Source organism: Sphingorhabdus buctiana, assembly GCF_042680825.1.
GTDB classification, from domain to species: Bacteria; Pseudomonadota; Alphaproteobacteria; order Sphingomonadales; family Sphingomonadaceae; genus Sphingorhabdus_B; species Sphingorhabdus_B buctiana.
Genome location: NZ_JBHUEL010000009.1, coordinates 19,029 through 38,926, shown reverse-complemented (window position 1 = coordinate 38,926; position 19,898 = coordinate 19,029). Strand labels below are relative to the sequence as shown.

Annotated in this window: 19 protein-coding genes and 1 tRNA gene; 4 read left to right on the top strand and 16 right to left on the bottom strand. The window is 58.0% G+C overall.

Translation table 11 applies throughout. The features are described from left to right. Positions 1–32 precede the first annotated feature (32 nt). From ACFSAG_RS09995 to infA, 5 genes are all read right to left on the bottom strand, one after another. Positions 33–108, bottom strand: a tRNA-Phe gene (locus tag ACFSAG_RS09995). A gap of 81 nt (positions 109–189) precedes the next feature. After that, entirely contained in the window at positions 190–369 is a 180-nt protein-coding gene (locus ACFSAG_RS09990) for a DNA gyrase inhibitor YacG (RefSeq protein WP_381514215.1), read from the bottom strand. After that, the gene (locus tag ACFSAG_RS09985; RefSeq protein ID WP_381514212.1) at positions 347–1,447 is read right to left on the bottom strand and encodes a ribonuclease E/G; all 1,101 of its coding nucleotides are present in this window, start codon (positions 1,445–1,447) and stop codon (positions 347–349) included. The genes ACFSAG_RS09990 and ACFSAG_RS09985 overlap by 23 nt, the downstream gene beginning before the upstream one ends. Continuing rightward, a complete protein-coding gene (locus tag ACFSAG_RS09980; protein ID WP_381514209.1) occupies positions 1,444–2,013 on the bottom strand; it encodes a Maf family protein in 570 nt (189 codons plus the stop codon). Before ACFSAG_RS09980 ends, ACFSAG_RS09985 begins: the two co-directional genes overlap by 4 nt. 11 nt (positions 2,014–2,024) lie before the next feature. After that, positions 2,025–2,243 (bottom strand): translation initiation factor IF-1, encoded by a 219-nt coding sequence (gene infA, locus ACFSAG_RS09975; RefSeq protein ID WP_349023565.1) that lies wholly within the window; start codon positions 2,241–2,243, stop codon positions 2,025–2,027. 209 nt (positions 2,244–2,452) lie between these two features. Here infA and ACFSAG_RS09970 point away from each other — a divergent pair, with 209 nt between their 5' ends. Next, positions 2,453–5,134 (top strand): TonB-dependent receptor, encoded by a 2,682-nt coding sequence (locus ACFSAG_RS09970; protein ID WP_381514205.1) that lies wholly within the window; start codon positions 2,453–2,455, stop codon positions 5,132–5,134. On the opposite strand, the gene ACFSAG_RS09965 is transcribed toward ACFSAG_RS09970, so the two are convergent. The 8 genes from ACFSAG_RS09965 to hisG all read right to left on the bottom strand — a co-directional run bounded on the left by ACFSAG_RS09965 (position 5,131) and on the right by hisG (position 15,029). Beyond that, the gene (locus ACFSAG_RS09965; protein WP_381514202.1) at positions 5,131–5,976 is read right to left on the bottom strand and encodes a transcriptional regulator; all 846 of its coding nucleotides are present in this window, start codon (positions 5,974–5,976) and stop codon (positions 5,131–5,133) included. The two genes, ACFSAG_RS09970 and ACFSAG_RS09965, sit on opposite strands and share 4 nt — an antisense overlap. Then, positions 5,973–7,214: a GNAT family N-acetyltransferase gene (locus ACFSAG_RS09960; RefSeq protein ID WP_381514200.1), complete on the bottom strand. Its 1,242-nt coding sequence runs from the start codon at positions 7,212–7,214 to the stop codon at positions 5,973–5,975. Before ACFSAG_RS09960 ends, ACFSAG_RS09965 begins: the two co-directional genes overlap by 4 nt. A 64-nt stretch (positions 7,215–7,278) precedes the next feature. Continuing rightward, a complete protein-coding gene (locus ACFSAG_RS09955) occupies positions 7,279–9,177 on the bottom strand; it encodes an alpha/beta hydrolase family protein (protein WP_381514197.1) in 1,899 nt (632 codons plus the stop codon). A 327-nt stretch (positions 9,178–9,504) separates the two neighbouring features. Then, positions 9,505–11,616, bottom strand: coding sequence for a sodium-translocating pyrophosphatase (locus ACFSAG_RS09950; RefSeq protein WP_381514194.1), 2,112 nt, complete (start codon positions 11,614–11,616; stop codon positions 9,505–9,507). Between the two features lie 132 nt (positions 11,617–11,748). Continuing rightward, positions 11,749–12,666 carry a thiamine-phosphate kinase gene (gene thiL / locus ACFSAG_RS09945; protein ID WP_381514517.1) on the bottom strand — a complete coding sequence of 306 codons (918 nt, stop codon included), beginning with the start codon at positions 12,664–12,666 and terminating at the stop codon, positions 11,749–11,751. After that, positions 12,663–13,100: a transcription antitermination factor NusB gene (gene nusB / locus ACFSAG_RS09940; RefSeq protein WP_374614609.1), complete on the bottom strand. Its 438-nt coding sequence runs from the start codon at positions 13,098–13,100 to the stop codon at positions 12,663–12,665. Before nusB ends, thiL begins: the two co-directional genes overlap by 4 nt. Beyond that, complete coding sequence (gene hisD, locus ACFSAG_RS09935; protein ID WP_374614610.1) at positions 13,097–14,431, bottom strand: histidinol dehydrogenase; 1,335 nt, start codon at positions 14,429–14,431, stop codon at positions 13,097–13,099. Before hisD ends, nusB begins: the two co-directional genes overlap by 4 nt. Beyond that, positions 14,379–15,029 carry an ATP phosphoribosyltransferase gene (hisG, locus tag ACFSAG_RS09930; protein WP_381514191.1) on the bottom strand — a complete coding sequence of 217 codons (651 nt, stop codon included), beginning with the start codon at positions 15,027–15,029 and terminating at the stop codon, positions 14,379–14,381. The genes hisD and hisG overlap by 53 nt, the downstream gene beginning before the upstream one ends. A 48-nt stretch (positions 15,030–15,077) precedes the next feature. Here hisG and ACFSAG_RS09925 point away from each other — a divergent pair, with 48 nt between their 5' ends. Further along, a complete protein-coding gene (locus tag ACFSAG_RS09925) occupies positions 15,078–16,124 on the top strand; it encodes a DUF2332 domain-containing protein (protein ID WP_381514188.1) in 1,047 nt (348 codons plus the stop codon). Here the strand turns inward: ACFSAG_RS09925 and ACFSAG_RS09920 are convergent. From ACFSAG_RS09920 to ACFSAG_RS09910, 3 genes are all read right to left on the bottom strand, one after another. Next, the gene (locus ACFSAG_RS09920; protein ID WP_381514186.1) at positions 16,093–16,953 is read right to left on the bottom strand and encodes an alpha/beta fold hydrolase; all 861 of its coding nucleotides are present in this window, start codon (positions 16,951–16,953) and stop codon (positions 16,093–16,095) included. The genes ACFSAG_RS09925 and ACFSAG_RS09920 overlap by 32 nt on opposite strands. A gap of 139 nt (positions 16,954–17,092) precedes the next feature. Continuing rightward, complete coding sequence (locus ACFSAG_RS09915) at positions 17,093–17,974, bottom strand: pirin family protein (RefSeq protein WP_381514184.1); 882 nt, start codon at positions 17,972–17,974, stop codon at positions 17,093–17,095. After that, positions 17,971–18,246, bottom strand: a complete 276-nt coding sequence (locus ACFSAG_RS09910; protein ID WP_381514182.1) for a BolA family protein — start codon at positions 18,244–18,246, stop codon at positions 17,971–17,973. The genes ACFSAG_RS09915 and ACFSAG_RS09910 overlap by 4 nt, the downstream gene beginning before the upstream one ends. Positions 18,247–18,291: 45 nt before the next feature. Here ACFSAG_RS09910 and ACFSAG_RS09905 point away from each other — a divergent pair, with 45 nt between their 5' ends. Beyond that, positions 18,292–18,894, top strand: a complete 603-nt coding sequence (locus ACFSAG_RS09905) for a J domain-containing protein (protein ID WP_381514179.1) — start codon at positions 18,292–18,294, stop codon at positions 18,892–18,894. 11 nt (positions 18,895–18,905) lie between these two features. Beyond that, positions 18,906–19,898, top strand: coding sequence for a cobaltochelatase subunit CobS (gene cobS, locus ACFSAG_RS09900; protein WP_374614618.1), 993 nt, complete (start codon positions 18,906–18,908; stop codon positions 19,896–19,898).

The window sequence follows — 19,898 nt, the reverse complement described above, 5'->3', positions numbered from 1 at the left end:
CGGATAATCTGGATTTCTGGTTTAAGGGATAGTGGTGCCTCGGGGCGGATTCGAACCACCGACACGCGGATTTTCAATCCGCTGCTCTACCAACTGAGCTACCGAGGCATATGCAGTGAATCCATCGGTTCACCGCGTTTTGGAGCGCCGCCTATAGGCAGGGCAAAGGGGCCTTGTCCAGCCCCAAATTCATACCTCTTCGGGGAAATCAGGGTCGGCAGGCGGTCCTTTGAACCGATAACCTTCACCGAGCCACTGCAACAGGTCGCGATCTTTGCATCCCTTGCTGCAAAAGGGCTTATGCTCGGGGCTTTCAGGCTTGCCGCACAGCGGGCATTTGGCGGTCTTAGATGTGGCTGACATGGACATGGCCATAGCCTGTGGCCGATGAGTCGGGAACCAGCTCTATTTCCGTCCCAAGGATTTTGCGCAGTTTTTGGATTTCGCTCAGCCATCCTTGCAGTTTGTCGATTACCGCAGGGGTGGCAACCAGGCGTCGTTTTCCATGGCCATGCGATCGCGTTGCAGCACGTAGCAGCGCCACCGCCTTGCTCTCGACCGAGAGGCGCCCGGGTGTGATGCCGCACAGGATTTCGGGGGCCGACGGACCGTGTCGTGGACGAATGATTTGCACAAAGCCGAAGCCATTGGCAGCAGTGCGTTCGTGCGGCCCCAGATGCACGCAAGCAGTTGCAAGAGCAGAATCGAGATTCTGGCGCGCCGCGCGATCAGGCATAGCCAGGAAATCGATGCCCACCTGCCCGCCAATGTCCAGCAAGCGCAGCAGCCGAGGAATTTCGCGAGCCGCCGCGAGATTGAGCGCAACCGGATCGCCGCTGCCATCGATATCGATCATGGTCATCGCACGTGTCCGCTCGATTGAAACGACACCGCCGTCGATCGCAAATTCACCGCTCACAGCGCTTTCGACAAGGCTGTCGAGATCGGCCTGTTCGATACGTTCGGGGTCGATTGAAATGCGCAGGCCTTCATCCGCAATATCGGAACGCAGGTCGCGGGCCACATTGGCGTTAGCACACACTACTTCGTCAACCGATACCAGCATCCGCGCCACGAACCATTTTCGGGGTTCCTGCCCTGGATGCAGGCCGACCGTCGATTGCGCCGAAACGTCGGGTGCCGTTCGCACCAAGGGCAACTTCCAACGCCCCGGCTCCGGAATTGCCGAGCGGACCAGCTCGACCGCCAGCAAATGCCCTTCTGGCATATCGGGTGCATTTTCCAGTTGGGCTTCGATCAAACTGCCCAGATCGACAATCGCCTTGCCACCGCCCAGCCGCTGCTTGATCCGGGCAGTGTAGATTGTCGTCGGCACCAATGAAGAGGCTTGCGGCCTGAAGATCCGCAGCTCGACCAGTTTTCCATCTTTCAGCAAGCCTGCCCGCACTTCGCCGGGGCATTCATCCCATAAAAGGGTTTGTTTCATTCGACTGGATAACCCGAAGCCCGCAGCAAAGCGCGCGTTTCATATAATGGCAGGCCAACCACGCCCGAATGGCTGCCCGCCATCCAGTCGATCAAAGCCTCTGCCCTGCCCTGAATGGCATATCCGCCTGCCTTGCCGAGGCCTTCGCCGCTGGTGATATATGCTTCGATTTCGGCAGGGCTTAACCGCTTGAAGCGCACAATGCTATCGCTGATGCGGCTTCGCGCACGCCCATTTGCGTCTATCACGCACACCGCGCTCCAGACATGATGGCGGCGTCCGCTCAGCAGCTCAAGGAAGCCGCGTTGCATGTCTGCGTCGGCCGCTTGCGGCAAAATCCGCCTGCCCACTGCGACGGTGGTGTCGCCTGCAACGATGATTTCGTCTGCCTCACGCGCAACGGCCTGCGCCTTTTCCACCGCCATACGCAGCGCGTACACCCGCGCGATTTCCCCCTTGCGCGGGCTTTCATCAATATCAGGGGATGCAATGCGATCGGGCACCACCCCGATACGCGCAAGAAGATCGCGACGGCGGGGTGAAGAAGAAGCAAGAACAAGCCGCAAGGGCGGCCGCCTTATTTGAAGCGATATGTGATCCGGCCTTTGGTCAGATCATAAGGGGTCATCTCACACAACACCTCGTCACCGACGAGGACGCGGATGCGGTTCTTGCGCATCTTGCCGGCTGTGTGGCCGAGTATTTCATGGCCGTTTTCGAGTTCAACGCGGAACATTGCGTTGGGCAGCAACTCGCGCACGGTTCCGCGCATTTCGATAAGTTCTTCTTTTGCCATTCGGCCCCTGTGTCATGCAGTTGGTTGGGTTGCGAGCGCCCTTAGGCCTTTTGTCACAAAAAGGGAAGAGCATGCAGTGAGACGTCGTTTGTTGAAGATTACGGGCTTTTTGCCCGATAGCTGCGACAAATTATGACATGTTAAGGCTGTGCCTGCGACAGGCGATTGCGATAAAGGCGCCGTAACAAAAACATAACGGAACCAGTCAAATGCCCTCTCCCCGCATTTCATTTTTCTCTGCCAGCCTTGTTGCCTTGAGCATCACCGCCCCGATTTCGGCAATCGCCGCCAATGAAGCCGGTGCTGGCGAAGGCCAGGGGCAAGCAGTTGCACCAGAAGCTGAAGTTGTCGATGACGTCGCGGCCACACCCGATATCATCGTCACGGCCACGCGCCTTCCCGGATCTATCGACACCGATGCACCGCCGATCGATGAACTGTCCGAAAATGACATTGCGGCGATCGGCGCATCGTCGATCAACGATCTATTGGCTGCGGTCGCGCCGCAGGCCGGATCAGGCCGAGGACGGGGTGGCGGTGGACCGCCGGTCATCCTATTGAACGGCCAGCGTGTATCCAGTTTCCGCGAGCTGCGCGACCTCCCCCCCGAAGCGATCCGCCAGGTGCAGATTTTCCCTGAGGAAGTGGCGCTGAAATACGGCTTCCGCCCAGATCAACGCGTCGTCAACTTCATCCTAAAGCCCGATTTCGCCTCGTTCAACGTCGAGCATGATTTCGAAATGCCGGAAAAGGGCGGTTTCACCACCAAGGAATTTGAAGCTACCTTCACCCGCATCGGAACCAACAACCGGCTCAATATCGATACCGAGTTTGAAAGCAGCAGCCGGATCACTGAAGACGAACGCGCAATCCTGCCGAGCAATGCAGCTGCACCATTTGCCTTGGCCGGTAATGTCACCGGAGTTGGTGCAAGCGGAGAGATCGACCCGGCGCTGAGCGCGCTTGCCGGCCGCACTGTCACGATTGCCGCCGTACCAGCCAATCCGACGCTGGCTGGCTTTGCCTCCAACGCCAACAATGCGGCCCCAGGCGATATCGGCGCGTTCCGCACGTTGCAGCCAAGCTCACAGCGTTTTTCGACCAACGCGACATGGAGCAAGGTACTGGGTCCGCAAACCAACCTCTCCATCAATGGCAGGTTCGAGGTGGAAGACCGTAAAAGCCTGCTCGGGCTGCCTTTCGCCAGCATCCTGGTTCCGGATTCGAATCCCTTTTCACCCTTTGCAACCGACGTCGTGCTCAACCGCTATTTTGGCAATCCACGTCCGTTGACGCGCGACGTATCGACCAAGACGGCGCAGGGCGGCCTTTCGTTCAACACCTTGCTGGGCGACTGGCGACTGGCGCTGACCGGCGACTATACGCTGGTCGATACCGAAACCGTCACCCAGACCAACGGCGATTACACCGAATTGCGTGCCGGAATATCAGCGGGAACGATCAACCCCTTCGCACCCGATCTGGGCAGCAACCTGCTATTTGTCGCACCCGACACAGCGGACAGCCAAACTGGCACAATGTCGCTTCGCAGCACCCTTTCCGGCACCCTGTTTGAACTTCCATCGGGCGAAGTGCAGGTCACCATACGTAATGGTTTCGATCGCCAGACAATTGACAGCAGCACCTATCGCCGCGGCATTGTTTCTGCAGTCGCGCTTGATCGCGATAACATCAACAGCGCGGTCAATATCGAAGTGCCGATCGTGGAACGCGGCGTTGGCGCACTGGGCGGGATTGGCGACTTCTCGGTCAACGGAAATATGGGTTTCTCCGACCTCTCCGATTTCGGCACGCTGATCGAATATGGCGCGGGCCTACGCTGGTCACCCATCGAAGGTCTTTCGCTCTCCGCGTCGATTATCGGAGACGAAAATGCCCCCGGTCTTGGCCAGTTAGGAAACCCAACGATCGTCACCCCCAATGTGGCCTATTATGATTTTGTGCGCGGTGAGAGCCGCTTCATCGATCTGGTCACGGGCGGCAATCCCGCCTTGGTGGCGGAAAGCCGGAAAGATTTGAAAATCGGTCTCGATTGGGCACCCAAATTCCTCGAAGGCTTCAGTCTTCAGGTCGAGTATTTCAAGAACAAGAGCGAGGATACGACGGCCTCCTTCCCCTTGTTGACGCCCGAAATCGAAGCAGCATTTCCCGGCCGCGTAACGCGCGATAGCAATGGCCAGCTGGTCCGCCTTGATCAACGCCCGGTAAACTTCGCCGAGGAGCGTTCGCAGCGCATCCGCTGGGGTTTCAACATGTCGGGCCCCATCGGTAGCCAGCCGCAGCGTGGACCAAGCGCCGGGCGCCCCGGCGGCGGGCGCGGACCCGGCGCAGGTGGCCCGGGCGGCGGACGTGGCCCCATGGGCATGATGCCTGGCGGTGGGCCGCCGAGCCGGTGGCAAATTGCGCTGTACCACACCTATCGCTTGCAGGATGAGATACTGATCGCTCCGGGCGTGCCCGTACTCGACTTGCTCGATGGCTCCGCGACCAGCAGTCTTGGTGGATCGCCGCGTCACGAACTGTCACTCAATGGCGGCGTGTTCCACAAGGGCATGGGCCTGCGCTTTGAGGGTAGCTATCGCGGGGCGACGCGCGCCGACGGCACTGGCCTTCCCGGCAGCAGCGACCTTTTCTTCAGTGACCAGTTCAGCCTCAACAGCTTCCTGTTCGTCAGCCTCGACCAGCGCGGCGATTTGACCAAGAAGGTTCCCTTCCTCAAAGGCAGCCGTGTTGCGTTCCGCGTCCAGAATGTGCTCAACGATTATATCAAGGTGCGCGACCGCAATGGCGATACACCTCTGAGCTATCAGCGCGGTTTCCTTGATCCGCAGGGCCGGGTATTCGAATTGAGCTTCCGCAAGCGGTTCTAGCCAGCGCGGCGCAGCTTTCGGATGACCCGCCAGGCAAAGGCTTTGGCCTTGTTCCGAGCCGGGTAACGTCCGGGAGCGCGCGGGCGCAGGCCTGACTTGCGTAACACGCTGTTGAATGCACGCGCGTCCGCCTCTGCATAGCTCCAATCGCTGCGCCAGGTGATCGACAGCGAAATCGAAGGATCGGGCCCGACCTTCACATGGTGCGGTGCCATGACCGGGACGAACACGGCTTGCCCGGGCTCCAACGTCCAATCAGTGGCGCCGCAAGCAAGCTCCTCACGCCAAACTAGGTTGCGATGCCCGCCGGTGTGATAGGCTTCGTGCGTTTCGTCGGGCGCATAAGCGGGATCGCCCGCAGGAAATTGCGTCATCGTCTTGCTGCCCTTCAGTTGCAGCAGGATGTTGTGCTCCGGATCGAAATGATAGGGCGTGACTGCATCGGGCGATGAAACGAAAATAAAGCCCTGCGGCATCAGCATCGCGCCTGTCCTGCGTTCGATGATGGGCTTGAGCTCACCCAGCAAATCCAGCAGCAGCGTACGGTATTCGGGCACTTGTTCGATATTTTTAAGAACGGCCCAGCTGCGGCAAATATCCACCGTGCGGATCGTATCCCCGATCGACAGGCCGTTGGCGATATCCGAATTTGGATCAACACCAGTCGGCAAATCGCCCCTGTTATACTCAACCGACGCTGCGGGGAGGCTTTCGCCAAGCTGCGCCAATGCGTCGAGCGCCAGCAAGGGATGGTCGCGCAGATTGTGCCGCAACCGATGCGGGGTTTCGGGATAATTTTGCGCAAAAATAGCGCGGTTCTCTGCATCGAAAATCTGGGTCATCCTGATTTCCCATTGTTTTGGTTTGTATTTCTCTTGGTCACTCGGCGCAGGCGCCCTTTGGCCTGTTCGGCCGCCAGCAGGGCGGTGAAGGCGGCACGCTTGATAGGTCCACCAATTGCGATCGAATAGCGCCCTATACTGCGGCGGCCCGACCAGATGCTGTCAATCATCGGATGGTTCTGCGCCGCACAACTGTCACACCAGGCAATGTCTTCACGCTCCAAAAGCGCAAGATTGTGGATCTGCAACAACACGCCGGGCGAAAAACGCGCATAGTCTTCGTCAAATGCCGTCTTGAAGGAGAAGGCGCCAGGCGGTGTGATGAAATTGACCAGCATTGCAATAGCGCGTCCATCAATGCGCAGCGCAAGCAATTCGAGTTTACGTTCCTTGGCCGCTCCAAAGAGGGCGTTTCGGAACAGCTCGCGTGTTTCCTTGGCGCAGTCGAGCGCAGAGCCATTGAAACCCTTCCAGCCACGCCGTTCAAGCGCGAGGAATTCCTCAATCCAATCGGCAAGCCCGGCATCCCCAAAACTGCGTTCAAAGCTAATTTCACCCAATTCGGTAAGGCGGCTCTGCTGACGACGCAATTCCTTGCGCTTCTTTCCCCGTACATTGGCTTCGAGATAAGCTTCGGGCGACAGGCCATGTTCCAACAATGCGCGTTCTTCGCGCTGGAAAATTGCGAAGCGCCGTCCCTGTGTGTTGCATATCTGCTCCAGCGCGACAGCCACTGGACCATCGAGGCGCATGGCGGTGAGGTGTAGAAAGAATGCACGGTCTCGGCCATTATCCAGCGCCGAAAGCAGGCCGTGCCAGAAATCCCGTTCACGGCCTTTTGCAACCAGAGGCGAGCCTAGGAAGGCATTGTGGTTCACCCAATTTTGCAAATGCGCCAAGGGCAGACCAGCATAGGTATTAGAACGCATTAACGGAATAAGGCCCAGAAGCGATTCCCCTTCCCAACAGGCTGCAATTTGCCGTGTGGAATTGGGCGCAAGCGACTGCACAGCAGCCGCCTGGTACCATGGCTCGGCAAAGGGGTTTGGCTCAATTGCAAGGTTGGCAAGTTTAGACCAGCTTTGCGAAATCACCGGATCGGCGATCGCCTGCTGTATCGTCATGAAGGTGGTGGAACCACGACGAACGCCACCTCCCCCTGCCCCTTCAAGGACAGGATTTATCGGGACATCGACGGTCGATCGTGCCTGTCGCTGGTCTGACAGAGCTGGTTCCACTCGTCATGTATAACAAATAGTCGCAAAAATTGTGCTAACACAAAGTCAGTAATGAACCGGGTCGTTATTTACTCGAAATTGCAACCGGTACTGGTTTGTCCGCATCGCTTTCAACATATGCGGGATTGTGCTTAGCGAGCCATTTTTCGGCCGATTCAAGCCATTCTATCTGGTCGGCTTCGAACGGGAAATTGTGCGTGTTTTCCTTTTGCTCGACATATTCGAAATCGACGCCCTGCTTTTTCCCGGCTGCCTTCAAAGCATTTACTAGCAGTTTGGCTTGGGCAACGGGCACGCGTTGGTCTCGCGCACCATGCACGATCAGAATTGGAGACCATTTGCCCTTCGCATTCCGAGCTGGCGATACATCGGTCAATTCAGCCGCACCTTTGGCGAGATAATTGGAACCGAACGAACCAAGATAGCTGACATCATATTTGCGCATTTCCGGCAGATCGTAAACACCCGCCCCGGCAATGGTACAGCGCCACCTATCGGGATCGCGCTGTGCTGCACGTGCTGACGCATATCCCCCATACGACCAGCCCATCATGCATACGCGCTTAGGATCGACGATCCCTTCATTGGCGAGATGATCGACTGCATCGTTCAGATCGTCCTGCATGCGTAGACCAAAGCCGTTGTCGCGGCCCTTCTTGATCCATTCACGACCATAACCACCCGAACCGCGGTAATTCGGCTGAACCACAACATAGCCCATTTCGGCGATGGCTTGTGCCCACACATCAAAACTCAGCATGTCGCGCGGGCCGAAAGGTCCGCCATGGGTAATCATGACCATCGGCAATTTTTTGGCATTGGGACGGTGGCGTGGCATCGTCAAAAATGCCTCGATTGTTTCGCCGTCGCTAGCTTTGTAGCGGATGGTTTTCATCGGATTGAGTTTCATATCCCGCAATGCTGCATAGCGATGCCCCAACAGCTGGAAATCGCCGCTTTGAACATCATAGAGGTAAATCGAGCCAGCCTGGTCAGGACCGCCCAGATTTATCAGCAATTTGGTGTAATCACGGTTCGACGAGAATATCTGAGCATTAGCCTCGCCAAATTCTTCATCGAGGAATTTCTGGATCGTGGCCATGCGCTTGTCGAGCCACTTGGTACGCGGCCTGTCCGAAACATAGTTGATCCCCATCAACCTGTTCCCGTCCTGATTTTCAATCAGGTCACCTACATCATAGCCGGATACTTCGAAAATGGGGCCGCCAACAGGCTCCATGGTTTTCATGTTGAACTTGTAGACCTTGTTGAAGCCGTCTTTGTTGTTGGTTCCCAAAGCCATATCAGGTTCGTCGAGGAAGATTTGCGGATAGGCTTCAGACAGGGAGAAAGTCCTGTCTGCTTCATTATAGACCGTTTCCAGATAACCTTTGTCGCCAGAGCGATACATGATGCGGGTCTTGCCATTATCCCGATCATAGCCAACCGAGGCCCGGACAACGCCTTTGCCGTCCACGATCCAGTTCCCGACCACGGGATTGGGTCGCATTATCACCTTAACCGCGCCATCCCTGACATTCACCGATACCACTTCCGGCATGAATGCACGCTGGTCATTCTCGAACGACGTCCGTTGCAACAGCAACGTCTCACTATCATGGTTCACATGCAGGATATTGGCACCGCTGACCGATGTATCTTCCCATGCCAGTGGGATCAGCTTTTTCGATTCCAGATCATATGCCACCAAGCGCGTCAGGTCAGCGCGGGTGCCGTAAATGTTTTCGCGTGATGCATAGGTCATCACGACCGTACGATCACCTATCCAACGCCATTGGGCCAAGGTGCGATCTCCGACGTCCTTGAATTCTTCAACGCGGGCAAAAAACTCCGGCTTTGAACCGGGCTTGGTCAAATCGATGATACCGAGATAATCGATCCCTTTGTTACCCATTCGGACCGCGATCTTGGTGCCGTCTGGTGACAAGCGAGGTTGCTGCATGAAAGGACGGCGGCCAAACTTTTCCGTTGCAATCCGATCAGACTTCTCCCCGGTCGCGACCGCTTTATCCGATTGGGCTGACGCTGCAGTCGCAGGCAATGCTGTTCCCAAGAGCAATGCGGCACCAATCAAAAACGAAGTCCCAGAATTCATCGAAAGCAAGCTCCCCCGTGTTTTTGCAAGAGGCCGCTAGGAATATCAGCGAAAGCCCAAGCTGCAAGTAGCCTTTGAATTGCATCGCAGTTTTTCGCTGCTCCGGGTTTCGCCCAAAAGAAAACCCCGCCGGATCGCTCCGGCGGGGTCTTTCTTTTTCGGTTGGATGTCAGATCAGACAGTGCCGTGCGCAAGGGCTGCGAGCAGCAGCAGCGCGACGATATTGGTGATCTTGATCATCGGATTCACGGCGGGGCCGGCTGTATCCTTATAGGGATCGCCAACAGTATCGCCGGTCACGGCAGCCTTGTGGGCTTCGCTGCCCTTGCCGCCATGATTGCCGTCTTCGATATACTTCTTGGCATTGTCCCAAGCACCGCCGCCCGAGGTCATCGAGAGAGCGACGAAGAGACCGCCGACGATCACACCAAGCAGCAGAGCGCCAAGCGCGGCAAAGCCGTTGGCTTGGCCGGCAACGGCAGTGATCACAAAGTACACCGCGATCGGTGCAAGCACCGGCAGCAGCGACGGGATGATCATTTCCTTGATTGCCGCCTTGGTGACGAGGTCGACCGTACGGGCATAGTTCGGACGGCTGGTGCCGGCCATGATGCCCTTGTCGTTCGCAAACTGGTCACGCACGTCCTTGACGACGTCGCCAGCCGCACGGCCCACCGCGGTCATGCCCATCGCACCGAAAAGGTACGGGAGGAGCGCGCCGAGCAGCAGACCAACGATGACATAGGGGTTTTCAAGGCCGAAATCGACTTCGAGGTTCGGGAAGAACTCACGAAGGTCGGTGGTGTAAGCTGCGAACAGCACGAGCGCAGCAAGACCAGCCGAACCGATGGCATAACCCTTGGTAACAGCCTTGGTGGTGTTGCCAACAGCGTCCAGAAGGTCGGTCTTTTCACGAACCGAGTCATCAAGACCAGCCATTTCGGCAATACCGCCAGCATTGTCGGTCACCGGACCATAAGCGTCGAGCGCAACCACCATGCCAGCAAGTGCGAGCATTGCGGTAGCGGCGAACGCGATACCGATCAGGCCAGCGAGCTGGAATGCGATGATGATGCCAGCGCAGATGACCAGCGTCGGCAGTGCGGTTGCTTCAAGGCTGATAGCCAGGCCCTGGATCACGTTGGTGCCATGGCCGGTTTCCGAGGCCTTGGCGATCGAACGTACCGGGCGATAGTTGGTGCCCGTGTAATATTCGGTGATCCAGATGATGATGCCGGTGATGGCAAGGCCAAGCAGCGAGCAATAGAACAGCATGCGACCGGTGAAGCCGCCCGTGCCGTCTTCGGCAGCGCCGATAACCGCGTTCATGTCACCCAATGCATAGCTGGTTGCGAACCAGATCAGCGGGATCGAGGCTACCGCAGTGACGATGAAGCCCTTGTACATCGCGCCCATGACATTGTTCGAACCGCCAAGACGGACGAAGTAAGTGCCAAGGATCGAGGTCAGGATGCACGCACCGCCGATCAACAGCGGCAGGCTCATCAACGGCATCAGCAGATCGCCAGCGCCCTTCACGAGGAGCGCGATGAGGACCATGGTGGCACCAACGGTGACGACATAGGTTTCGAAAAGGTCGGCAGCCATGCCAGCGCAGTCGCCGACATTGTCACCAACGTTATCCGCGATAACCGCCGGGTTGCGTGGATCGTCTTCGGGGATGCCCGCTTCTACCTTGCCGACAAGGTCGGCGCCGACGTCTGCAGCCTTGGTGAAGATACCACCGCCGAGACGCGCGAAGATCGAAATCAGCGACGCACCAAATGCCAGCGCAACCAACGCATCGACCACAAGGCGATCATTGGGCGCTTGGCCCTGCACTTCGGTCAACACATAGAAGAACACGGCAATTGCGAGCAGCGCGAGACCAGCGACCAGAAGGCCGGTGATCGCACCAGCGCGGAACGCCATGGTGAGGCCAGCCTGCAAGCCGGTTTGTGCCGCAGCCGCAGTGCGAACGTTGGCGCGAACCGAGATGTTCATCCCGATATAACCCGCAACGCCCGACAGCACGGCGCCGATCACGAAGCCGACAGCCGATGTGACGTTGAGAAACAGCGCAACCAGCACCGCGACGACAACGCCAACCATGGCGATGGTGCGATACTGACGGCCCAGATAGGCCTGCGCGCCTTCCTGGATTGCGCCAGCGATTTCCTGCATTTTCTCATTGCCGGCCGAGGCGCCGAGCACCTGGCGGCTGGTGACGAAGCCGTAAACTACAGCCAAGGCACCGCAAATAATTGCGATTAATGTCAAAGACATGGAGATTCCTTCCCCCTTTATCCCACTTTGTTTTTTGCAAACGCGCCATAGAATGAGGCGCAAGCCGCGTTGCTATGCTGTGCTTTGGGGCCTTAGGCAACCCTTAAAAGCCGCAGGATTCGGCCAATTGATTCAATGATGTTGATAACCGAGCGATGCGGGAAGCGGCAGGCGTTCGCCCTTGTGCGACAGGACAAGCCCCGAACCTTCGCTGACCACGCCAACACATGTTGCCGTTACGGAAGGATGGACATCTTCCGGCAGGGTGAAGAGCAGCTGGTAATCATCACCCCAAGAGGCAGCTTGCAGCCGACTGTCAACACCATCCCCGCGCATCCTGCGATAGGCCATGCTGAGCGGGATGGTGTCGATATCGATACGGATTTCGACCTTGCTGGCTAGCGCCATTCGTTCCGCATCTAGCAACAGCCCGTCCGACACATCCATCATCGCGGTAACTAAAGCGGAGAGCGCCTGCCCCTCGCTCAACCTCGCCTCTGGACGGTTGTAGGCTGTGGCCAATTCATCCGGAGCCTCGAGCCCAGCCTCGATCAATTCAAATCCTGCAAGGGCATCACCCAAATGGCCTGTGACATAAAGCAAATCGCCGGCTCGTGCGCCGCTGCGGGCGGGAACGGGGCGGTGCGTCGCTGCGCCGATCGCTGTCAGCCCTACCGATCGTTTGTCACCCTTGTTCGAAACCGTATCGCCACCAAGCAGCGCGACACCATAATGTGCAAGCGCTTGGCCGAGTCCGTGTGCAAAACGCCGATCCCAGTCGCCATCGCCCAGCATGAAACCCAAAAGCACGCCCAAAGGCCGCGCACCCTTTGCAGCAAGGTCAGACAGGTTCACCGACACCAGTTTCCAGGCAACATCAGCCGGATCTGCCTTAGGCAACCAATGTACATCTTCGGCCATCATGTCGTGGGTGAGGATAAGTGTTTCCTGCCCCAGTTCGATCACGGCCGTATCGTCGAGCAATCCCCGCGCCGCCGGATCGCGCGCCAGCGCGCGCATCATCTCAATGAAAGTGGATTCAGCGGTCAGCCCCGCTTCTCCTTCGCCACGGCATCGAGCAGGCCGTTGACGAATTTGGCATCCTTCTTGTCGAAAAAGGCGTGTGCGACATCGACATACTCGTCGATCACTGCTGCGGTGGGGACATCGGCACGCGCGAGAAGCTCATAAGTTCCGGCCCTCAAAAGCTGCAGCATCGTCTTGTCGAGCCGGCCAATTTTCCACTGGTCACCAAGTTTGGCCTCGATCAGTTCGTCAATTTCGGTCCGGCGCGCATCGACGCCTGCGACGAGGTCATCAAAAAAGTCGATGTCCGCATCGGCATATTGCGCATCTTCAATCTCTGCACCCAGGCGATGGGCGTGGAATTCAGACAGCAAGCGTGCCAGCCCGATCGATTCCATATCCATCTGGTAAAGTGCCTGCACGGCGGCGAGGCGGGCGGCGGAACGGGCTTTGTTCATAGTCTCTTTCTCACGCTTTCTGCGTGTGCGGGCAAGCCTTCGGCTTCGGCGAGCGCCAAAGCGGCCGGGCCGATTGCCTTCAATGCCTTTTTATCGAGCGCGATGAAGCTGGTGCGCTTCATGAAATCGAGCACCGACAAGCCCGACGAAAAACGCGCGCGACGGCCGGTGGGCAGCACATGGTTGGGTCCAGCCACATAGTCGCCAATCGCTTCGGGCGTCATCCGCCCGAGGAAGACCGAGCCGGCATGGCGGACAAGTTCAAACAAACGTTCGGCACGCTTGTCATCCACCGCAAGCTCGAGATGCTCTGCAGCCAGTCGGTTGACGAGCGGCATCGCAGTTTCAAGTTTGTCGACGACAACAATCGCACCGTTGGACTGCCAGCTTTCGGTCGCCACCTTGGTCGTCGCCAAAATCGCGAGTTGCTTGTCCACTTCTGCTGAAACCTTGTCGGCAAATTCGGCATCGTCGGTGAACAGGATCGACTGGCTGGTCGGATCATGCTCGGCTTGGCTCAGCAAATCTGCGGCGATCCATTCGGGTTTGTTCTTGCCATCGGCGACGACGACAATTTCTGAAGGCCCAGCGACCATGTCGATGCCAACCACACCATAGAGCTGGCGCTTGGCTTCTGCCACCCATGCGTTTCCGGGGCCGGTTATGACATCGACGGGCGCAATCCTGTCAGTTCCATAAGCCAAGGCAGCAATCGCCTGCGCGCCGCCAAGGCGCCAGATTTCGTCAACACCGGCCAGATAGGCTGCTGCCATCACGGTGGGGTTCACCTCGCCCTGCGGCGTGGGCGTAACCATCACCAGACGACCCACCCCGGCGACCTTGGCCGGGATGGCGTTCATCAACACCGACGAGGGATAGGCCGCACGACCACCGGGCACGTAGACGCCGGCCGCATCGACCGCACCCCAGCGCGCACCTAGGCGAACACCTTGCTTATCCTGATAGTCGCGATCCTTGGGCAATTGCGCCTTGTGATAGGCCTTGATCCGCTGCGCCGCGAGCTTGAGCGCGTCTTGCAATTCAGGCGCCAGCGACTTGTAGGCCGCCTTGCATTCATCAGCACTGATCTGCCAGCCCTGTTCGCTCAGGCTGAAACCGTCGAAACGCTCGGTCAGTTCAAGAAGGGCAACATCGCCACGCGCACGCACATCGCGTATGGTCTGCTCGACAATCGCCGATACATCGGCTTCGGCTTCGCGCCGGCCGTTGACCAGCTTGTCAAACTGCCGGTCGAAATCGGGTTGGTTGATCGAAAGTCTAAGCACTGACGGCCCCACGGAATTTCTCGACAAGTTCGGAAACACGGGCATCGGTCTTGAAAGCAGCCCGGTTGGCAACAAGCCGCGCCGAGACTTCTGCAATCTTTTCGACCTCTACCAGTCCATTTTCCTTGAGCGTCTTACCCGACGAGACGAGATCGACAATACGGCTGGATAACCCAAGCAGAGGCGCGATTTCCATCGCACCGTTGAGCTTCACGCACTCCGCCTGCACCCCGCGGGCAGCGAAATGCTTGCGGGTCAGGTTAGGATATTTGGTTGCGACGCGGACATGGCTCCAACTGCGTGGATCGTCGGTCGCTGCAAGTTCGGTAGGCTCGGCAACTGAGATGCGGCAATGGCCAATATCAAGGTCCACCGGGGCGTAGAGTTCCGAATAATCAAACTCGTCAATCACGTCTGAACCGACGATACCGACCTGCGCTGCGCCATGGGCGACAAAGGTTGCCACGTCGAATGCGCGCACACGGATTATCTGCACACCGGGATCGTTGGTGGCAAACATCAGCGCGCGGCTTTCTTTGTCGAAAAAGGCAGCTTCGGGCTCGATTCCGGCAGCCTGCATCAGCGGCAGGGCTTCGTCGAGAATCCGTCCCTTCGGGACGGCAAAGATGATTGGCGCAGTCATTGTGGGCGCGCTTTACTTGTGCGATGCAGCAAGGGCAAGGAGTTGTGCATGTCCGAAGCCATCCGAAATGCCTTTCGCCAGCAAGCATCCACTTGCCGTGCGATGCATTCGCCGCTGACGGCCAATATACTTGAAACATTGGCCGAGACGCTCGACCATAACAGCCGCACCGGTGCTCGCATCCTCGATTGGCAGGGCGAACCAATGTCGGACGCCCTGAAACTGCGCATCGCTGGCGGTTTGCACGCTTTGGCGCGTTCTCAACAGGATGGGGAATTATCCGAGCTGTACCATGCCGGCACTGGCAATTTTGCGGCGACCCTGGGTCGTGTTCTGATCGAATGGGATGATTGGCTTTACCCTTGGCTCGACAACCCACCCCAGACCAACGAAGTAGGGCGCAGCGCCGCCTTGATGGCCGGATTGATGGTCGCCGCAAAGCGACTCGCCATGCCGATTGAACTGATCGAACTCGGCTCCAGCGCGGGCCTTAATCTCAACCTTGATCGGTTCCACTACGTTCTTGGCAACTATTACGGCGGGCCAGCCGATGGTCTCGTCCACCTCAAGCCGGATTGGCACGGTGCGGCACCTGATGGCATCTGGCCTCAAATTGTCTCCAGAAGAGGCGTCGACCAAAACCCTCTTGATGTGGGAAAGGATGACATCGCTGCGCGCTTGCTCGCTTATTGCTGGGCGGACCAACGTGAGAGGCTGGCCCGGCTTCAGGCAGCGATAGAGACGGCGCGGCTATATCCGCCCGTTGTCGATGCAGGCGATGCTGCCGAATGGATCGAATTCCAGCTGCGGGAGCATCAGCATGAAGGCATCGCGCGCATCGTGATGCACAGCGTCTTCTGGCAATATCCCCCTCGCGAAGTGCAGCAGAGGATCGAAAAGGCCATCAACCAAGCCGCGGCAACGGCATCCTCGAAACGACCACTGGCCTGGCTCAGATTTGAACCAGACCCGCCGGCCGTCTCGCCAATGCAGCTACGGCTCGACCTTTGGCCGACAGGCGAAAAACTGCACCTTGCAACCTGTCATCCGCACGGCAGCAGCATCAACTGGTTCGGCGCAGAAAACCCTGCATAGCCGCGATCACCGGCTCCGGCCTTTCCCAAGTCACGAAATGGCCGCAACCTTCCAGCTTCACCAGTTCCAGATCCGGCACCAAATCCTGTATGCCCTCTATATTCGATGGCGGCAGCGCACGGTCCTCCATCGCCCAGACCAGCAAGGTCGGAATGTTAAGTTCGGGAAACGCGCCAGCCGCCCAATCGGGCAGCTGCGCAGCTTCACCCACCGCAGGAACCAGCATTTCGGATGCCCGATACCAATTGATCATCGCGCGCGCGGCAGTGCGATCCTCCCATCCCACTAACAGGTCATCGGCTTCTACCTGCTCCAGCGCAGCAGGCTTTTGCCACCCCCATGCCTTTTGCAGCAACGCGAGCAGCCCGCCCTCCTCAATCAGTGCATCACTCGTCGGGTCGCGGAATAGCCGTACATATTGTGCGGCGGCACGTTGGGCGGGATCGTTCACCAGTGCGCGTTGATAGAGGCAAGGATGCGGCGCATTGGCCAGCATCGCCCGCAGAACTCGCCCGGCAAAATTGGGACGAAGTCCGCCGGGTTGGCCATTCAGCGCGACACTCCAGGCCACCGCACCACCCCAGTCATGGCCGGCAATGGTGAAATGCTCGATCCCGAATGCATCGGCGAGAGCGAAAACATCGGCGGTCAATTTGTCGATGGTATAATCACCGACTTCTGCTGGTTTTGACGAACCACGATAACCGCGTTGGTCGGGGGCTATGCAATAATATTCGTCAGACAAGGCAAGCAATTGATGCCGCCAACTGCGGTGCGATTCAGGAAAACCGTGCAGGAAAATGATGGGTGGATTGGATGGATCACCCATCACACATGCATCAAGCTCTACCCCTGTCGAAAGTAATACACGTTTTAGAGTAGTATCGAGCACAATATTCCCCACAACTTCGTTTCCCGAAGTGTTATTAGCAGGGAATTTCAGAATATTATTGTATATTTCAATAAACTCAGCTGCGCGTCAGTGGAATTTCTGGAATTGGTATCGATTCTTTATCATCGCCCGGCACAAGAGGAAAACGTCCGGCGCGCCAATAATCCTTGGCCTGGTTGATCCGATCGCGGGAAGAACTGACGAAATTCCACCAGACGTGGCGCGGGGTCTTGAACGCCTCACCACCCAACAACATGACACGCGCATCGGTTGACGCGCGCAGTGTCATCGGGACGCCGGGCTGCAAGATATAGAGGCTGTGGGTTTCGAGAGCCTGCCCGTCGAGGCTCGCACTGCCCATTGCAACCAAAATCCCGCGTTCATCGGCCTGAGCGTCAATCAACAGAGATGCGCCCGCTTCCATTGCGATGTCGGCATAAATCGTTTCGGCATGCTGTGTTGTCGGCGCGGTGACACCCCACAGGCTGCCCATAATCACGCGTGCCACCACACCGTCACCGTCAATTTGCGGCAATTCCTCAGCCGCGACATGTTCAAATGCCGGGTCGATTTCTTCCTTTCCATCGGGAAGCGCAAGCCAGGTCTGCATACCGCTGATGGGTGAACCGGCCGAGCGTTCTGCGGCAGGCGTCCGTTCGGAATGAACAATGCCCTTGCCCGCCGTCATCAGGTTCAATGCGCCAGGCCTGATTGTCGCATAGGTGCCAAGGCTGTCGCGATGGTCGATGGCCCCTTCAAAAAGGTAAGTGACCGTTGCAAGGTTGATATGCGGATGCGGGCGGACATCCATACCCTGCCCCACATCAAAGTGCGCCGGGCCAAACTGATCGACGAAGATGAAGGGCCCCACCATGATACGTGCCTTGCTGGGCAAGGTGCGGCGCACTTCGAACATACCCAGATCATGAGACGTCGGCGTAACTACCAGCATGTTCATTCTCCTGGAGCACGGGCCCTTATCGCCAGCGCGTGCACACGTTCCCCCGGCAGGTCTCCAAGCGCCTTGTTCACCATCCGCTGGCGCATCACGCGGTTAACCCCGGCGAATGTAGCACTTTCGATTTCGACCGTAAAATGGCTCTCGCCCGAACCATCGTCGCCCGAATGCCCCCGATGCTTTGCGCTGTCGTTGATGACGGCAAGATGTGTAGGAGAGAAGGCGGCAGTCAGCAGCGCTTCCATTTCTGCTTGGATGGGGCCTTTTGTCATGGCTTCCCTCTTCCCATATCGCGCGTCTTTGGCCAAGGGGAAAGCATGTCCGCTCCGCGCAATCCAGACAGATTCCATGGCCGCATGCGCGGGTCGCAGAAGGTGTGCCAGCATCCGCGGTGCCAGCATCCCGGCGAATTCCGCGCGCCCAATCCCTATGGACGCCTGCCGGGGCCGAATGGACCTGGCGACTATCTTTATTTCTGCCTCGATCATGTCCGCGAATTCAATGCGGGTTATGATTGGTTTGCCGGCATGACCGCCGAGGAAATTTCCAAGGCGCAAAGCCCGCTTAATGTGTGGCCAAGCGAGACACGCGCCTTTCGTGCCAATGGAGGTGCCGATTCGCCGCCGCGCTGGGCAGACTTCAACGACCCGCTGGAGGCGATCTCGGCACGCTTCAAAGGGCGAATGGAAGAGATGAAACCGGCAATGACGCCGGGTGGCAAGATCCTGTCGAGCGAAGACCGGTCCGCGCTAAAGACGCTAGGGCTTGGCCATGATGCGGACCGCAAGGCTGTGCGCAGCGCCTATTCGCAACTGGTACGCAAATATCATCCCGACCGGAATGGTGGCGATCGAAGCCACGAAAAGGCGTTGCAAGACGTGATTGCCGCTTATACGCACCTCAAAACTGCATATTCGTAAGATCAAGGCAAATGACCGATATACCGAACATCCAGCCCGACAGCCGGGCCACCACCATCCTTGAAGCGCCTGACATCAAAGTGAATGTCCGCGAGATGTTCGGCATCGATGTCGACATGGAATGCCCCGCATTCAGCGAGGCCGATGAACGCGTGCCCGATCTTGATCCGGCCTATGTTTTCGATCCCGATACCACGCTCGCGATCCTGGCTGGCTTTGCCTATAACCGCCGCGTCATGGTGCAGGGCTATCATGGCACCGGCAAGTCAACGCATATCGAGCAAGTGGCCGCGCGCCTCAAATGGCCGTGCATCCGCATCAACCTTGACGCGCATATCAGCCGTATCGACCTGATCGGTCGCGATGCCATCGTGTTGCGCGACGGGGTGCAAGTAACCGAATTCCGTGAAGGCCTGCTGCCTTGGGCGCTTCAAACCCCTACGGCGTTGGTCTTTGACGAATATGACGCGGGACGCCCCGACGTGATGTTCGTCATCCAGCGCGTGCTCGAAACCGAGGGCAAGCTGACACTGCTTGACCAGAATCGCGTGATCCGTCCCAATCCCTGGTTCCGCCTGTTTGCGACCGCCAATACGGTGGGTCTGGGTGACACCAGCGGCCTGTATCACGGCACGCAGCAGATCAACCAGGGCCAGATGGACCGCTGGAACATTGTCGTCGGCCTCAATTACCTGCCGGCGCAGGTCGAGGGCGAGATTGTCGTCGCGAAGACCGGCGGCAATCCCGACGACATTGCCAAGATGATCAAGGTGGCCGAACTGACCCGCCAGGGTTTCATCAACGGCGATATCTCGACCGTGATGAGCCCGCGTACCGTTATCACCTGGGCGCAGAATGCCGCCATCTTCAAGGATGTCGGCTTTGCCTTCCGCCTGTCGTTCCTCAACAAGTGCGACGATGCGGAGCGGGCGCTGGTGGCCGAATATTACCAGCGGGTTTTCGGCAAGGATTTGCCGGAAAGTGTAGCAGCAAAAGCGGGGTAG

What these genes read in the sequence shown, in the direction of transcription:
- ACFSAG_RS09965 (WP_381514202.1), bottom strand. Translation starts at nt 5,976, where the DNA reads ATGACCCAGATTTTCGATGCAGAGAACCGCGCTATTTTTGCGCAAAAT.
- nusB (WP_374614609.1), bottom strand. Translation starts at nt 13,100, where the DNA reads ATGAACAAAGCCCGTTCCGCCGCCCGCCTCGCCGCCGTGCAGGCACTT.
- ACFSAG_RS09950 (WP_381514194.1), bottom strand. Translation starts at nt 11,616, where the DNA reads ATGTCTTTGACATTAATCGCAATTATTTGCGGTGCCTTGGCTGTAGTT.
- infA (WP_349023565.1), bottom strand. Translation starts at nt 2,243, where the DNA reads ATGGCAAAAGAAGAACTTATCGAAATGCGCGGAACCGTGCGCGAGTTG.
- ACFSAG_RS09910 (WP_381514182.1), bottom strand. Translation starts at nt 18,246, where the DNA reads ATGACAAAAGGCCCCATCCAAGCAGAAATGGAAGCGCTGCTGACTGCC.
- ACFSAG_RS09985 (WP_381514212.1), bottom strand. Translation starts at nt 1,447, where the DNA reads ATGAAACAAACCCTTTTATGGGATGAATGCCCCGGCGAAGTGCGGGCA.
- ACFSAG_RS09925 (WP_381514188.1), top strand. Translation starts at nt 15,078, where the DNA reads ATGTCCGAAGCCATCCGAAATGCCTTTCGCCAGCAAGCATCCACTTGC.
- hisD (WP_374614610.1), bottom strand. Translation starts at nt 14,431, where the DNA reads ATGCCCGTGTTTCCGAACTTGTCGAGAAATTCCGTGGGGCCGTCAGTG.
- ACFSAG_RS09915 (WP_381514184.1), bottom strand. Translation starts at nt 17,974, where the DNA reads ATGAACATGCTGGTAGTTACGCCGACGTCTCATGATCTGGGTATGTTC.
- hisG (WP_381514191.1), bottom strand. Translation starts at nt 15,029, where the DNA reads ATGACTGCGCCAATCATCTTTGCCGTCCCGAAGGGACGGATTCTCGAC.
- ACFSAG_RS09990 (WP_381514215.1), bottom strand. Translation starts at nt 369, where the DNA reads ATGTCCATGTCAGCCACATCTAAGACCGCCAAATGCCCGCTGTGCGGC.
- ACFSAG_RS09955 (WP_381514197.1), bottom strand. Translation starts at nt 9,177, where the DNA reads ATGCAGCAACCTCGCTTGTCACCAGACGGCACCAAGATCGCGGTCCGA.
- cobS (WP_374614618.1), top strand. Translation starts at nt 18,906, where the DNA reads ATGACCGATATACCGAACATCCAGCCCGACAGCCGGGCCACCACCATC.
- ACFSAG_RS09905 (WP_381514179.1), top strand. Translation starts at nt 18,292, where the DNA reads ATGTCCGCTCCGCGCAATCCAGACAGATTCCATGGCCGCATGCGCGGG.
- ACFSAG_RS09970 (WP_381514205.1), top strand. Translation starts at nt 2,453, where the DNA reads ATGCCCTCTCCCCGCATTTCATTTTTCTCTGCCAGCCTTGTTGCCTTG.
- ACFSAG_RS09920 (WP_381514186.1), bottom strand. Translation starts at nt 16,953, where the DNA reads ATGGGTGATCCATCCAATCCACCCATCATTTTCCTGCACGGTTTTCCT.